We start from the raw sequence: 13,280 nt of genomic DNA, 5'->3' as shown, positions 1-13,280 counted from the left end.
CGCTGGCGCGACGGCCAGCGCCTCGCCGTCTCAGGCGGTGGTGTCGGACGAGACTTCCGGGCCTTCCATGTCGAGGCCGATCATCTGCGATCGCGCCTCGTCGATATGGATGGCGACGATGGTCAATTGTAGCTCGTCGGCCAGCGCCAAGGCGGCGGTCAGCTGCCGGTACAAGGTGGCAATGTCACGCGATCGCATGTCAGACATACATCCCCCCCGAAATGCAGGATTTGGTAAACCGTGGCGCTTGCCCTTTACGGCAAGCTCACTCAATTATCATTCGCCTAGGTTAGTATACCGCCCAAACCCTGCCGCTTCACGAGACCATTTCATGACATTTTCCTTGCCCGGTTTTGATCTCGATCACTTCGTCTCGACGACACTGGCGGAGGATCTCGGCAGCGATGGATCCCCGGGCAGTCGCGATGTCACCTCCGAGGCGGTGATCCCGGCGGCGGCGCGCTTCGCCGGGGTGATGGCGAGCCGCGACGCGATCACGATCGCCGGACTCGCGATTGCCGAGGCCTTCTTCCGCACGCTCGACCCGGCGGTCCGAATTGAGCGGCTGCATGCCGACGGCAATGCGGTCGCGGCGGGCACGGCGCTGCTTCGGCTGGAGGGGCTGGCGCGGCCGATGCTCACCGCCGAGCGCTCGGCGCTCAACACCGTGCAGCATCTCTCCGGCATCGCAACGCTGACGAGCAGCTATGTCCGCGCCATCGCCGGCACCGGCGCGACGTTGCTCGACACCCGCAAGACCATTCCCGGCCTGCGCGTGATCGAGAAATATGCGACGCGCATGGGCGGCGCGCAGAACCATCGCATGGGGCTGTGGGATGCGGCGATGATCAAGGACAATCACGTCGCGGTGGCGGGCGACATCGGCGAGGCGGTGCGCCGCGCGGTCGCCGCGGGGATCGAGCGGATCATCGTCGAGGTCGATTCGCTGGACCAGATCGCGCCGGCGCTGGCCGCTGGCGCTACCCATCTGCTGCTCGACAACATGGCGCCGCCGATGCTCCGCGAGGCGGTGGCGCTGGTGGCCGGCCGGGTGCCGACCGAGGCGTCGGGCGGCGTGCGCCTGGACAGCATCCGCGCCATCGCCGAGGCGGGCGTGACCTATGTGTCGGTGGGGCGGCTCACCCAGAGCGCGCCGGCCGCCGACATCGGGCTCGACTTTGCCTTGATCTGATATCACCGGCGATCCGCGCTTGCACGATTTGCGGGCGGCGATAGCGTGCGGCGCGTGCAAGAGGGACATGCTGTGATCAGACCATCATCGATCATCCGGTTCGAACAGCTCTATTGGGCATCGTTCGTGATCGGCCTGATCAACACCGCGACCAGCTGGACAAGCCGCGCCCAGGTGCTGGCGGCCAACCCCGTGCTTGCCAACGCCACCTGGTTCCTGCCGGCAGTGACGGTGGTGAGCATCGCCGTGGCCGTGACCTTGTGGTATTTCATCGCTCGCACCCCGAGCGTGGTCGCCAAATGGGTGCAGGTGGTGTTCGCCGGCGTCGGCGCGATCAGCACGCTGCTTGCCGTCGTCACCGTTATTGGCGGCAGGGCGCCGGCGTTGCTGCCGGTGGTGCTCGGGATCGTCGCCAATCTGCTCTACATCGCTGCCGCGGTGATGCTGTTCAGGCCGGATGCCAAGGAATGGTTCGGCGAAGATCGCGAAGACGATCTCGATGACCTGGACCGCCCGACCGCGCCGACGGAGCCGTTCGCATGACCATGTTCCGCACCGCCGCGCCGGTCATCGCCGCCACTATCGCGCTGCTCGCCCCCGCCGTGGCGACCGGCCAGGCCTATCAATGCTCGGTGCCGACGGGTGCGCAGCGGATCCATCCGGAGCTGCCGAGCGACAGCCAGCCCGCGCGGCAGCTGCCGATCGTCGGCTATACGCTCGCGATCACCTGGGCACCGCAATATTGCCGTGACCATGCGGACGAGGGATCTTCGCGCCTTCAATGCGGCAGCGGTAATCGCTTCGGCTTCACCCTGCACGGTCTGTGGCCGGACGGGTTTGGCAAGGACTGGCCGCAATATTGCCATCCGACCGCGCTGCTGCCGCAGCCGGTGATCCGCCGCCATCTGTGCGCGACGCCGTCGGCGCAGCTGCTGCAGCACGAATGGGCCAAGCATGGCACCTGCATGCCCGGCTACCGCCCGGCACGTTATTTCGCCCAGTCCAACGGACTGTACGGGCGGCTGCGCTATCCGGAGATGGACTCGCTATCCCGCGCGCCGCTGACCGCCGGGCGCTTCGCCGCGGCAATGGCGCGCGCCAATCCGGGGCTCGGCGCCGACATGATGCGCGTCACCGCTACCAAGCAGGGCTGGCTCGACGAGATATGGATCTGCCTCGATCGTCGCTTCCGCTACCAGCGCTGCCCGGCGCACCAGGGCGGGTTACCCGCCGGCGCACCCCTGACCATCTGGCGGGGCAGCCGCTAACCGGCAGCGCCGGTCGGCGCTGGAGCGGCAATCAGCCTTCCAGCGTCACCGAGGCAGGGTGATGCTTGTCGAGATGGCGGCGGATCAGCCGCATGTTGCGGGTGTTGGATCGAAAGAAAAAGTCCGGCACCGCGCCCACCCAGGGGATCAGCCCAAGCGCCCAGTCGACGCCAACATTGCCGAACATCCGCGCCATCTGCAGCTTGGACATGCCGACGTTGCGCGCTTCCCATACCAGCCAAGAGCCGAGCAGCGCCGCCACGGTGGTGCCGACCACCGGCACCAGATCGAGCAGCACATCCAGACCTACCCGGCGATTGATACCGGGAATGGTGAACAGGCCCTCGAGCAGATGCTCCATCGCTTCCAGCCGTTTGCGGACCGATGCGGGATCGCGGCCGATCGGCAGCGAAGCGAGCAAAGGGTCGATGTTGAGCGGGCGGGCGCGTTGATCCATCACGATGATGTGGGGTCATTCCGCAGTCGGTTCAACGGGTGCCACGCGCGCGGGTTGGCGTGCCATTGCCGCAGCCTCAGCGCCACCAGCGACCAGCGCCACGGCCGAGCGATCGGGATGAACGAGACGTCGTCGTTGAGCGCGATATCCGCCGCCGCGATGAGCCGCGCGCGTTCGCTCATCGTCGGCGCGTCGCGGGCGGCCAGCAGCGCAGCGCGCGCCTGATCGCCGCACAAGTCGCAGGCGTTGGCGAGATACCAGCGGGCGCTGTCATAGGGCGCGACGAGATCGATCAGCGTGAGATCGGCTGGGTCGGTCAGCCTTACCCGCGCAGGCGTGATGCCGATCGCGAGTAGCGAGGCGGCGAGCTGGCCATAGACCAATGTCGCGCCGGGGCCGTCGGGCATCGCTATCCTTAGCCGCACCGTGCCGCCCGGCCAAGCCGCTACCCGTTCGCGGGCGGCGCTACGGCGCTGGTCGGGGGTGAGCAGTGACCAGCTCGGCACCGCCGGCGGCGCGGCGGAGTCGAGCTGCTCGGGCAGGATGCGCTCGGCCAGCTCCCAATCCGGCGCGATCGCATTCGTGATGGCGGCGCGATCGATCGCGCCGTTGAGCGCGGCGCGATTGCCGGAATCGGCGAGGAAGCCGTTGCGGTTGACGATCGCCAGCCCGAACAACCCCGCGGCGGGATCGATGGCGGTGTTGATCCGCGCGACATTGCCCAGGGCGAGCAATGGCCAGTCGACGAAGGTGCCGCCGCTCACCAGATCGGAATCATGCGCAGTGAAGCGCACGATCGCGCGCGCGGCACGCTCGCCGATCAGGCGGACGTCCTGTTCGGGGGCGGTGCTCCGCCGGTCTTCGGGATCCGCACGCGACGGATCGAATGCCGGGCGCAGCAGCGGGCTGCGGCCGGCGCGCGCCACCCGCATCGGTCCGGCGCCACCACCATTGGCGCGATGCCACACCGCCAGCTCCGGCTGGGCGAACAGCTTGAGCAGGTCCGGCCGCGGCCGCGCCAGCCGCACCTCGATCACCTGCGGCGTCATCACTACGATTTCGTCGATCGCGGTGAGGAACGGCGCCAGCGGATTGCGCGACCCGGGCGCGATCTCGCGGCGCAGGTTGCTCACCACGTCGTCGGCGGTGACGTCGCTGCCGTCGGGCCATTGCGCCTCGCGCAGACGGAAGATGTAGCTGCGGCCGTCGTCGATCACGATCCAGCGTTCGGCCAGCCCGGGCTCGATCTGGCCCGCCGCATCGAACCGAACCAGGCCCTCGGCGGTCGAGTCGAGCAGCATTCGGTCCGGCGGGCTGAGATCGTGGCGGGCGGCATCGGCCAGGCGGGGGGGCGTGCCGATCGCGCTGACGATCACCGCCCCCGAATCGGGGCGCGGGTTGCACCCGGTTAGCGCCAGCGCGAGCAGGATGGTGCGGACGGCGGGACTCGAACCCGCACTCCAGGGGAAGCCGATTTTAAGTCCTGCAGGAGAGCACTCCGAAACGTTCCGGGCTGTGCCTAACCACCTGAGCAGCAATGCGTTTCTCGCTCTGTTCTCTGTCCGGAACGTTCCGAAAACATCCGTGTAATTCCGGGCGCATTTACACACAAATTGCGACGCCGGCCTACTTTTGCGATGCTACCGCTACGGTTTACCAGACCGTAGCCCCCATCGCCTCCAGCCAGTCCGACGAGCTGCCATCCTTGAGCATGTCGATCATGCGGAAGCCGTCACCGTCGCCAGTGCCGATCTCCTCATCAAGAGAGCGTGGGCCGAACCGGCTGGCGTAGTCGGCGACGACTCTGTTCCGGTAGCGACCTGCTTGCGAAGCTACCGTTTCGGTCGACAATCGCCCCTCAGCTATCGCCAGCCAGATCTCCGAAATGGTGTCGTCAACCAGATCCTTAGCCAGTCCTCGGCCAACCGCCAAGGCGATGTGAGCATAGAGCGGATTCGAGAGTGGCGAGATTGCCGGTCCGACCAGGCGACGATTGGGCTTGCGGATGTGGTTGCGCCATGAACGACCGATCGCCGGCAAAAACAGCGCGTTGCGCCATTCCCAAATTTGGTGCCGAGTGACGCCGATGTCCTTTGCTATCTGGCAGTCGTCAAGGCCGTCAGCATACAACACGAATGCTCGGGCCCGCCGCTCCGGCCGCAACTTCGAATAAGCCCGTCCGCTGGGGTGCCGGGGGGTACGGCGGGGCGCAGTTCCAGGTCGCCGAAGTTCAGGGCGCTCACGTAGCATCTCAGTCCGCCATCGGTCTAAAGACTTGAGCGATGCGCCCATTTCGCGAGCTATGATGCGGGCTCCGACTCCGCGCTCTAGCAACGCAAGGGCTCGCCGCTTTAGATCCGGTGTAACAATGGCGAGGTTTGGATCCGCTTTTGCGTTCCGCCCGGGCGGCGTGTTGGGCGGCAGGCCTTCACGACGGCGCCAAAGACATACATTCACGTCGGTGATGCCGACCGCTTTTGCGATCACCGGATCCGTGCAGCCGGCGTCATACATTGCTCTTCGCAACGCATACTGCTTCGCGGTCACCTTCCGCGTCTGAGTCCTGGAAAAGTTGACAGGAAGGCCTTTGCGCAACCGCCATTCGCGAACAGAGGATTTGTCGCAGCCTTGTAGCCTCGCGATCTCCGAATCGCCGAGACCTTGATCGTACAGTCGCTGGCGTTCGACAGCAGTTGATTTGACGTCGTGGTGGGTCATTTGCCCCTCGATCGCAGTCAAAGTCGCGCTGTTATGATGGAAAGGCCTGGTCCTGCCTAGCTTGAGTCGTTGGGCCGCCCGATCGCACCGGGCGGAGCCTCAACTTATGCGTTCTCGTCGGCCAAGCTGTGCAGATCGTCGGAAAGCCGATCCACCAGCGCCATCAGCCCGTCGATTGCCTGCGCCGGCAGGGAGGTGCGCGGCTCGTTGCTCAGCGCGGTTGATAGGTAGTGGCAAAGCGCCCCGATCTGCGACGCTTCGCTGGCGTGACGATGGATGCTGTACCGCTCGCTCTCGGTTATGCTTCACCTTTTGGGTTAAGCTCGTCATCGAGTTGTGACGCGACTTCGTTAAGGGTGGCAGCGATGCCAGCCAGGGCTTCCGACATATCGATGTCCAGGCCACCGACGCTGGCCAAGAGTCGCGCCGTTGCACTGACATGATCAATGCGGACGCGCAGCGTCTCTAAGGCGCCCCGTTCAGGCCCGCTCATCGGTCATTGGCCGCGAAGGTGCCGTCCAGCACGTCCTTAGCGAAGTTGCCGCACCATGCGGGCTCGGCGTCTTCGCTGTTCATGTAATCGACGTTCATGCAGGTTGGCTGTTTGCCTGCTCCGACCTCAGGCCATGCCTGCCCGTCGTCACCGCGCTCAATCTCGCCATCGATCTCGTCGCCTGGGTTTCGCGCATCCTGCCACCACTCACGCATGGCGACCGGTCCCGCGATCATATGGTCATCACCAGCCGTACAGCGATCGCTATCGTCGTCCTCCCCGGGATCGTCCTGCTCGATGTCCTCGGTCGGGTAACCGCCCGCAAGAGGTCTGCCAAGGAAACGGCCGGCGCGGTGATCGGCTCGGTCGAGGGTATGCCATTCCGGGTAGGAGCAATTCTCCGCGTCGGAGTTGTCGGCTTCGGCATCGTGGCCGTCTTCTAGATCAGGGTCGCCGCCGAGGTCGTCCAGGAACGCCATCAGGGCGTCGATCTGGTTGCCAACCTCTTTGGCGGCCTGTCTTCTCCCGAGGGCGGCGGGAAGGTCGAACAGCGGGAGCGCGGTGGCGCCGGTAAGGATGCGCAGCTCAAGCATGGTTCGCCTCCAGCTTGGCCAAATAGGCGCGGACACGGGCGGCGGTGCTGCGATGGGGATTGCTGCCGCGGACGAGCAGCCGAGCGACGAAGGCCGGATCGTTCACCGCATCACGGCCGAAGCGGCTGGGCGCAATGCTGTGGGCGCGCAGGGCTCTTCTAACTGCTAGGCGCAGGTCGACAGAATGCAACTTAGGATTGGCGCGGACACAGTCCGCCCGTAGATGGGCAACAGCCATGATCGTTCTCCAGGAACGGTTGTGGTTAGAGCCGGGCGGGAAGTTGCTGCTTCCCCTCGGCTCGCTTTTCATGTACGGACAAATGATGGCAGAAGCAATAGTCCGTACAGAAAAAAGGGGCCGCCCCCGGACGGACGCCACCTCTATCCACCTCACGCTGCCGCCACCGGATCTGAAAGCTTTAGACGCGTGGATCGCGGCTGACGGTTCAGAACTGAGCCGTCCTGAGGCCGTGCGGCGTGTGCTTCGGCAGGCTCTGCCGCAGAACGACGATCAGCCCTAATAGCTGCCCCGAAATATGGGGCACCAAGGCATCACAACTCAGGAGGCCCTATGCTTATCGTCGGCACCGAATATCGCGTCTTCTCCATGAAGGATGGCCTGACTAGCCGTGAAGGCGTCGTCCTGCAGTCTGAAGGCCCTATGTTCGTGCTTGATGTTGAGGGGGTGCAGACAGTTTTCCATATGGCCAACGTCGCATATGCCGAGGTGGTGGATCGCGAAGCCGAGGATGCGCGCCAGAAGGTCGCTCACGAAAGAACGATGGCGGCGTGGTCTTAACCACGAATGACTCAGGATGTTATTGTCTGGGGCGAGAGAATAGCGCTCGCCATAAGCCAGCGGTCTCAGACGGTATGGGTCGCTAGCGGCTCGTACATGGGCCAACGCTGGGAAACTACTGACAGGTCTGCGCGAACCGCTGCTGCTCGGTGGCGGGAATGGGCTATCACCAAAGGTGGGTAAGCGCGACCGACTGGAGCTGCTTGACCCACCAATCTCCGCCAATGGCGAGATGTCGCTACCCGAGGTGCTTCGGCGGATACTGAAGCTTGTGGCAATCAGGATGGCACGCTGAAGCACCTCGGTTATGGCCATGGAACTGACAGTCACTCAATGCCGGGCGGCGCGCGCCCTTCTGAACTGGACCAAGGGCGGCTTGGCCCAGGCCGCTGGCGTTGGGGTCATGACCGTCAATCGTTTTGAGCGCGGAAGCAACATAAGCGCAGCATCCATCAGCGCGCTGACAGAGGCGCTTGCGGATGCGGGGGTCTCGTTCATCGCATCGGACGAACCTTCCCCAGCCGGTGGTGAAGGCGTCCGACTAGCCCGCGTTAGGTCCCCAGCGTCGTCTTCTGATTGAGGCGTCCCGGCCCAGCCTCCAGCGCTTGCCGTCCGGCCGTACCCGCCGCCTGCGCAGCAAAGCTGTTCGCCCGCGTGAGCAGCTCCTCGGCAAACTTAGCTGGTGTGACCGAGTTGCGACCGTCGACATGGATCGTCTGCATAACCGTCGTGCCCCCCGATCGCGCCGCGGCAGCCCTGGTGCCAATGCTGAGGCTCTCGCCCTTGCTCACCGCAGCGATCGGTTGGCCGTTGAGGCTCAGCGTGTTGCGATCCACGCCGCCTTCACCCCCGATCATAAACGAACCACCGCTGGCAAACGTGGGGAGGCTCAGGCCCCCTCCCGAACCGCCGCCCCCGGCTAGCGCACCCTGTAGGCCCGATAGCAAGTTGCCGAACAGCGATCCGGCGCCGCCGCCACCCTTGGAGAAGCTGGCGATCGTCGCCCGTGCAGCAATGATTGCCAGTGCCTTCAAGCCTTGGTTCTTATAGTTGTCCCAGATCTTCGAGGTGTTGCCGTCGAACAGGTTCTGGTAAACCTCGGCGAGGCTCTTCACATGATCTTCGCGAAGCTGCTTGAGCTTGTCCTCGTCAGCCAGCTTCTCTTCGATGACGCGATGCTGGTTCTTGAGGTCCTCTTCGATCTGATTGTTGCTCGCCGTGAGCGGATCGTCGCTGCCGAACAGGTCCTTGAACTGCGCGTTCTGCCGATCGCCGCGGCGCTTGGACTCGGCGGACATAGCGGCGCCACCAAGCACCGCAGCGTCACCGCGGCTGATCGCGCCCTTGCTTTGCAGATCGGCGATGTCCTGGAGGGTCTTGTAGTAATCCTTCAGCGCAGCCGTCGCAGGGTCATACTTGCGCGTCACTTCCTCTAGCGTCGCTTGCAGTTCTTTCTGCGCTGCCTTCGCTTCGCGCGCTGCCTTTGCGGCTTCGGAAAGCTCCTTGTTGTGCTCCTTCGTTGCGTCACGCGCTGAGTAAACGGCACGCTGAGCATCGGCGACTTGAGCCGTGTATTCCGCTTGGTCGATCTTACCTGACTTCAGGTCAGCCGCGGCTTTCACCCGAACCTGGGCAAGTGTGGCCTGTGCTCGTTGCAACCCGTTAGTGGCTGCCGCTGCCAAGGCATCAGCATCCGCCCCCCGTGTGGTAGCTCCAGCTTGCTTCTGTGCCGCATCTACTGCCTTCTCCTTGGTGGCAGTCAGCGATCCATAGGACTTGGCATAGTCCGCGTTGCTAATTTGCCCCTTCTCAAGTCGACGATTGAGGATGTCGACCGCACGCTCGTATTTGCCCGTCGCGGCAAGCACGGGATTGAGGCTTTCCTGAACGCGGGTCTGGGTGATCTTGGCGAGTGAGCGTTGAACGTTGCCGGTCGCCGTCTGGACCAGCGCATCCTGCGCCGCCACCTGACTGCGAAGGTCACCGATGTTGCGCTCGTATGCGCCCTGAGCGAGGCCACCCCCTTGGCCCTGCATAACGGCACTGGTGTTGGTGCCGTAAGTTTGTTGCGCCTCGGCGATACGCTGCTGAAGGATTGCCTTGATCAGCTCGCGCTTTGCAGTGACGGCGACCAGATCCTGCTGAGCCTGAGCCGCGGTGACGAAGATGGCGCGCTGGCCGGTGTTGATCTCGCTCCGGGTCGCGCTCTCGAGGTCATGGATGGACTTGGTCAGCGCGTCCGCCGCACCCTTCTGGGTGTCCATGCCATCGGCGCCGGCGAGTAACCCGGCAGCCAGCGGCGCGAGGATCGACACCAGCGCCACGCCGGCAGGCAGGGCCACGCTGCTCAGCACCGTGCCGAGGCTGGCTCCGGACGCCTTGATGTCCTCCAGTGCCTGGATGACCTGGGGCGCCTGCTGTGCAAAGATCAGGAACGGCGATTGCCCGCCGCCTAGCTGGGTGCCGATGTCGCTGAGCTGGAAACCGAGGTTGCGAGTAGCCTGCGCCGCTCGGGCTGAGCCTTCCTCGATGTCGTTCGCGGCACGCTTCACCGATGTGCCCATGCCGGTTACGGACGACTGTACTGCTGCCTCTGCCTTCGACGCCGAAGCCTCGATCTTGGAAAAGCCGCCCGCCGACGACGTAGCCGCCCCGTTGATCTTGGCCTCGTAGCCATCAGTCTTGGCGATCAGCTCGACTACGAGGCTCTCAGCGCTAGCCATCTAGATTGCTCCTAGTGAGAAGGGGGCCGCAACTCGGCGGCCGCAGGCTTGCCAAGCATCGCGAAAGATCGACGGAGTGCGTCTGTCAGGATTGATCCGCTGTCCGATCGGGTCACCCCAATCCTTCAGCGTCGACACTCGGACGCCTTCACGGTCGATGACGGTCAGTGTCGCCCGACCGCCAACGGATGCGTGGCCGTAACTCCAAGGCGTTGGCGGGATGCGACGCTGACGTTCCAGCAGCAGCAATCCGTCCCGCCGAGCATCAAAGTCGATCGGATTTGACGGGTTCGCGTCCCGGCCAACGGCGTCGCGGAGAAATGCCGTTGGATCAGCCTGCTCGTCCGTCGTCATGTAGTAGGCGACACGCGCCAGAGCGTAGGGCGGGACATGAGCAAACCCGTCCGTGCGGGCCATTGCGATCACAGGTTCATCGCGCGCCGCATCCCAATAGGCCACCGACATGACGAGAGTCGCCCGCTCCTGAACCAGGAACTCGCGATCGGCTTCCAACCAGCCGACATTTTCCTGATGCATCTCGCGAAGGATTACCGGCAACGCATGCAGGATCTCGCCCTGATCATGCCCGACGCCAAGCCTCGCGAGCCTCGACAATATTCGATCCTGTGCAGGGCCTTGATGATGCGGCGAAAAGCCGGTCCACCCGATGACAAGCCGAGCACCATCGATCACCGTCAGCTTGTCAGCCGTGCTCAGTAACTCGCCATCAAGCGCGGTCAGCGCCGTATCGGCTAGAACGATCGCTCGATCTGGCTGCGCAAACATGGAAATGGCAGTCATCCGACCAGTTCCACCGCGCAGTATTGCCGGGCGGTGCCGTAACCCGACCAGCGGGGTGGAACGGGCTGCTTGACGGCGCTGTCCGTCTTCTGTGACGGCAGGTTAGGCTTATCCAAAGCCGCGGTCACTGCGCCGGCTGCGATCAAGCCAACGCCCACAATTTGCAGCCCAGGGATCGCGACCGCGATGCTTCCAGCGGTCGATAGGATCGCTCCCAGCGTCTTGCTCATGCGCGGCTCCTTCACCACGGATTTAATCGGGTGTCGGGGCGAAGATTACCGCCGCCAAGCGGCTAGTTCAGATGATAGAATTTAGCTTACCGTCTTCAAAAACTTGGGTTTCTTATGCTCAGGCAAGACCCTGTTTAGGTGTCCATGCACAGCGTGCCTGTTGAATGGTTTTGCGATGAACGTCGCTTTGTCGGGCGCATCACCCGCCGCCGGCAGAACGTGACCAGAGGCGATCACGATCTCGATCGCCGGCCAATGCTCCGCCACATGGTGAGCCAACGCATAGCCGTTCATTGATCCCGGCATATCAACGTCGGAAAATAGGAGGGTGATGCTCTCCCAATGCTCCTCGAGAACAACTCTCGCCTCGTCCCCATTCATCGCCTCGTGCGACGTGAACCCTGCGTCTTCGAGGATGCACACGCTATCCATGAGAACGAGCGGGTCATCATCTACCACGAGCGCGTAATGCTGAGTTGACTGGGTCATCGCGCCTTAACCCACGGCAATGATCCAAGTTGCGCATCAGCCGAATTGAATCCGGGTGTCGGCAGATGCCGAGGAGGGCGCCAAATTTAGGTGAAAACACCAGCGTCAGCGGCCGCGATCGCCTCCAGCACCAGATCACCGCGTCCGGCGGCGATCAGGTCCGCGCCCGTCTGCTCGCCGTATCCGGCCAGAGGGCGGCTCAACCATAGTCGAGCGCTTGCCTCCGTGGCGCCCGTTGCGAGGGCATGTTCGATCACTTCGAGCTCGGTCATGCGTGCAGCTTTCGCGCGCGATCAACGGATTCGTGAACTAAGCGTGTTTGGGTTGCATCTAGATAGGCATCCCGCTCAGCGCGAAGGCGATCCGGGCCAAGGGCGGTGAAATACCGGGCTGTGGGTCGGCAGCCGAACAGGTATTCGGCCCGTCGCCATCCGTTCTCTATAAAGAACCGCTCGAACTCGGCGGGGATGTTCTGCGCCGTTTTCGTGGAGAGGCCCTTAGCGCGCGTCTGCGGCACAGGCAGTCTCCTCATCAACCAAGCCAAGCCCCGCGATCTCTTGAAGATCAGCGAAGTATTCCCGGGCGTCGCGCGAGGCTCGGTTCCAAGCACGCATGATATGCACCGCCTGGGCATTGTCACGGTCCTCATCGACAAAGCCCGCGTGCTCCTGCCGATAGTCCACAGCCGCCTTGCGGGCTTGCCGCTCGCTCCAGCGTTCCGCCACGGCGCGGGACAGAAGCGCAGGCCTTTCCTCCGCGGGGAATGCAGCAAGCTGTTCGTGTACCTCGAACGACACTCGTGTGTCCCGGTGCTGAAGCGGGAAGGCCTGGGCCACGCGGTAAAGGCGGCCTAGCCGGACGTGCCCGAAGTCGAGCAGCTTGCCTAATGCCACAGTCGACAGCTTGGGCTGCTCGTCTCGCGCCGCGGCGACTAGATCGGCCATCACCCATTGGGCCGCGTCACGGGCGGCTGCCGCGTTCTGGAAGGCGTTGATCCATGAGGCGGCGGGAGCGAGGTCGGTAGCCATCTCCCGTAACTTCTCACGGTGGTATAGCCGCGATTACCGCCGGCAAAGGCCGGTTACCTGATCATGCCTCCCTTATCGACGTGGTCGAGTGCGTCGCGGATCAGGTCCACCACTTCCTTGCGCTTGGCTGCTAGAGCCGGGCGCATATAGGGGCGCTCGGCCATCTTGCTGGTGCCGTATTCGAGCGCGATCGCATATTCAGCATTCGATCGCACCTCCACCCGCAACGGCTCGACGTGCACGGTTTCGATGTTGTCCCGGAGGTGGCCCGTATCCTCATTGGGTGGCTGCCCGGGGGCGCTGGGCACATGCTGGTGCTTGCCCCCGCTATGCCCTCCGGCCGAACCTCTTGTAAGGCTGCCCTTTGCCTCGTCGGCGACCAGCTCGCCAGCCGCGAACAGCGCCTTGCCAATGCTGTTGATGGCTGCCGGGCTAGTCAGTCGCTTTAGGCGGGCAGCATGCGCCTTGGCGCCCGTGATCTTAGGCACG

20 protein-coding genes are annotated in these 13,280 nt (G+C 64.1%); 6 read left to right on the top strand and 14 right to left on the bottom strand.

The window, feature by feature from the left end; all coding sequences use genetic code 11:
* Positions 1 to 30: 30 nt before the first annotated feature.
* Positions 31 to 198: a hypothetical protein gene (locus tag OXR60_RS07875; RefSeq protein WP_267395282.1), complete on the bottom strand. Its 168-nt coding sequence runs from the start codon at positions 196 to 198 to the stop codon at positions 31 to 33.
* Between the two features lie 133 nt (positions 199 to 331).
* Here OXR60_RS07875 and nadC point away from each other — a divergent pair, with 133 nt between their 5' ends.
* From nadC to OXR60_RS07860, 3 genes are all read left to right on the top strand, one after another.
* The gene (nadC, locus tag OXR60_RS07870; protein WP_267395281.1) at positions 332 to 1,192 is read left to right on the top strand and encodes a carboxylating nicotinate-nucleotide diphosphorylase; all 861 of its coding nucleotides are present in this window, start codon (positions 332 to 334) and stop codon (positions 1,190 to 1,192) included.
* A 72-nt stretch (positions 1,193 to 1,264) separates the two neighbouring features.
* The gene (locus OXR60_RS07865; RefSeq protein WP_267395280.1) at positions 1,265 to 1,735 is read left to right on the top strand and encodes a hypothetical protein; all 471 of its coding nucleotides are present in this window, start codon (positions 1,265 to 1,267) and stop codon (positions 1,733 to 1,735) included.
* Entirely contained in the window at positions 1,732 to 2,460 is a 729-nt protein-coding gene (locus OXR60_RS07860; RefSeq protein WP_267395279.1) for a ribonuclease T, read from the top strand. The genes OXR60_RS07865 and OXR60_RS07860 overlap by 4 nt, the downstream gene beginning before the upstream one ends.
* 31 nt (positions 2,461 to 2,491) lie before the next feature.
* Here the strand turns inward: OXR60_RS07860 and OXR60_RS07855 are convergent, their stop codons facing one another.
* The 6 genes from OXR60_RS07855 to OXR60_RS07830 all read right to left on the bottom strand — a co-directional run bounded on the left by OXR60_RS07855 (position 2,492) and on the right by OXR60_RS07830 (position 6,959).
* Positions 2,492 to 2,917: a DUF4112 domain-containing protein gene (locus OXR60_RS07855; RefSeq protein WP_267395278.1), complete on the bottom strand. Its 426-nt coding sequence runs from the start codon at positions 2,915 to 2,917 to the stop codon at positions 2,492 to 2,494.
* A complete protein-coding gene (locus OXR60_RS07850; RefSeq protein ID WP_267395276.1) occupies positions 2,917 to 4,293 on the bottom strand; it encodes an ABC transporter substrate-binding protein in 1,377 nt (458 codons plus the stop codon). The genes OXR60_RS07855 and OXR60_RS07850 overlap by 1 nt, the downstream gene beginning before the upstream one ends.
* Positions 4,294 to 4,570: 277 nt before the next feature.
* On the bottom strand, positions 4,571 to 5,635 hold the full coding sequence (locus tag OXR60_RS07845) for a helix-turn-helix domain-containing protein (RefSeq protein ID WP_267395275.1): 1,065 nt from the start codon (positions 5,633 to 5,635) through the stop codon (positions 4,571 to 4,573).
* Positions 5,636 to 5,933: 298 nt separating this feature from the next.
* Positions 5,934 to 6,128: a hypothetical protein gene (locus OXR60_RS07840; protein WP_267395274.1), complete on the bottom strand. Its 195-nt coding sequence runs from the start codon at positions 6,126 to 6,128 to the stop codon at positions 5,934 to 5,936.
* A complete protein-coding gene (locus tag OXR60_RS07835; protein WP_267395273.1) occupies positions 6,125 to 6,721 on the bottom strand; it encodes a hypothetical protein in 597 nt (198 codons plus the stop codon). Before OXR60_RS07835 ends, OXR60_RS07840 begins: the two co-directional genes overlap by 4 nt.
* Positions 6,714 to 6,959, bottom strand: a complete 246-nt coding sequence (locus OXR60_RS07830) for a hypothetical protein (RefSeq protein WP_267395271.1) — start codon at positions 6,957 to 6,959, stop codon at positions 6,714 to 6,716. The genes OXR60_RS07835 and OXR60_RS07830 overlap by 8 nt, the downstream gene beginning before the upstream one ends.
* Between OXR60_RS07830 and OXR60_RS07825 the strand changes: the two genes are divergently transcribed.
* The 3 genes from OXR60_RS07825 (at position 6,958) to OXR60_RS07815 (ending at position 8,100) form a co-directional block, all read left to right on the top strand.
* Positions 6,958 to 7,242 (top strand): hypothetical protein, encoded by a 285-nt coding sequence (locus OXR60_RS07825; protein WP_267395269.1) that lies wholly within the window; start codon positions 6,958 to 6,960, stop codon positions 7,240 to 7,242. The two genes, OXR60_RS07830 and OXR60_RS07825, sit on opposite strands and share 2 nt — an antisense overlap.
* A gap of 50 nt (positions 7,243 to 7,292) precedes the next feature.
* Positions 7,293 to 7,520: a hypothetical protein gene (locus OXR60_RS07820; RefSeq protein WP_267395267.1), complete on the top strand. Its 228-nt coding sequence runs from the start codon at positions 7,293 to 7,295 to the stop codon at positions 7,518 to 7,520.
* Positions 7,521 to 7,827: 307 nt separating this feature from the next.
* A complete protein-coding gene (locus tag OXR60_RS07815; protein WP_346732025.1) occupies positions 7,828 to 8,100 on the top strand; it encodes a helix-turn-helix transcriptional regulator in 273 nt (90 codons plus the stop codon).
* On the opposite strand, the gene OXR60_RS07810 is transcribed toward OXR60_RS07815, so the two are convergent.
* From OXR60_RS07810 to OXR60_RS07780, 7 genes are all read right to left on the bottom strand, one after another.
* Entirely contained in the window at positions 8,072 to 10,243 is a 2,172-nt protein-coding gene (locus tag OXR60_RS07810) for a phage tail length tape measure family protein (protein WP_267395265.1), read from the bottom strand. The two genes, OXR60_RS07815 and OXR60_RS07810, sit on opposite strands and share 29 nt — an antisense overlap.
* Positions 10,244 to 11,044, bottom strand: coding sequence for a hypothetical protein (locus tag OXR60_RS07805; RefSeq protein ID WP_267395264.1), 801 nt, complete (start codon positions 11,042 to 11,044; stop codon positions 10,244 to 10,246).
* Positions 11,041 to 11,274 (bottom strand): hypothetical protein, encoded by a 234-nt coding sequence (locus OXR60_RS07800; protein WP_267395262.1) that lies wholly within the window; start codon positions 11,272 to 11,274, stop codon positions 11,041 to 11,043. Before OXR60_RS07800 ends, OXR60_RS07805 begins: the two co-directional genes overlap by 4 nt.
* A gap of 81 nt (positions 11,275 to 11,355) precedes the next feature.
* Entirely contained in the window at positions 11,356 to 11,763 is a 408-nt protein-coding gene (locus OXR60_RS07795) for a response regulator (protein ID WP_267395260.1), read from the bottom strand.
* A gap of 86 nt (positions 11,764 to 11,849) precedes the next feature.
* Positions 11,850 to 12,035 (bottom strand): hypothetical protein, encoded by a 186-nt coding sequence (locus OXR60_RS07790; protein ID WP_267395259.1) that lies wholly within the window; start codon positions 12,033 to 12,035, stop codon positions 11,850 to 11,852.
* Positions 12,036 to 12,260: 225 nt separating this feature from the next.
* Positions 12,261 to 12,791 carry a hypothetical protein gene (locus OXR60_RS07785; protein ID WP_267395258.1) on the bottom strand — a complete coding sequence of 177 codons (531 nt, stop codon included), beginning with the start codon at positions 12,789 to 12,791 and terminating at the stop codon, positions 12,261 to 12,263.
* A gap of 53 nt (positions 12,792 to 12,844) precedes the next feature.
* Complete coding sequence (locus tag OXR60_RS07780; RefSeq protein WP_267395257.1) at positions 12,845 to 13,279, bottom strand: HK97-gp10 family putative phage morphogenesis protein; 435 nt, start codon at positions 13,277 to 13,279, stop codon at positions 12,845 to 12,847.
* Position 13,280 lies beyond the last annotated feature (1 nt).

It is taken from the genome of Sphingomonas sp. GC_Shp_5, assembly GCF_026540855.1.
Classification (GTDB): Bacteria; Pseudomonadota; Alphaproteobacteria; order Sphingomonadales; family Sphingomonadaceae; genus Sphingomonas.
This window is presented reverse-complemented; position numbering and strand designations above follow the sequence as displayed.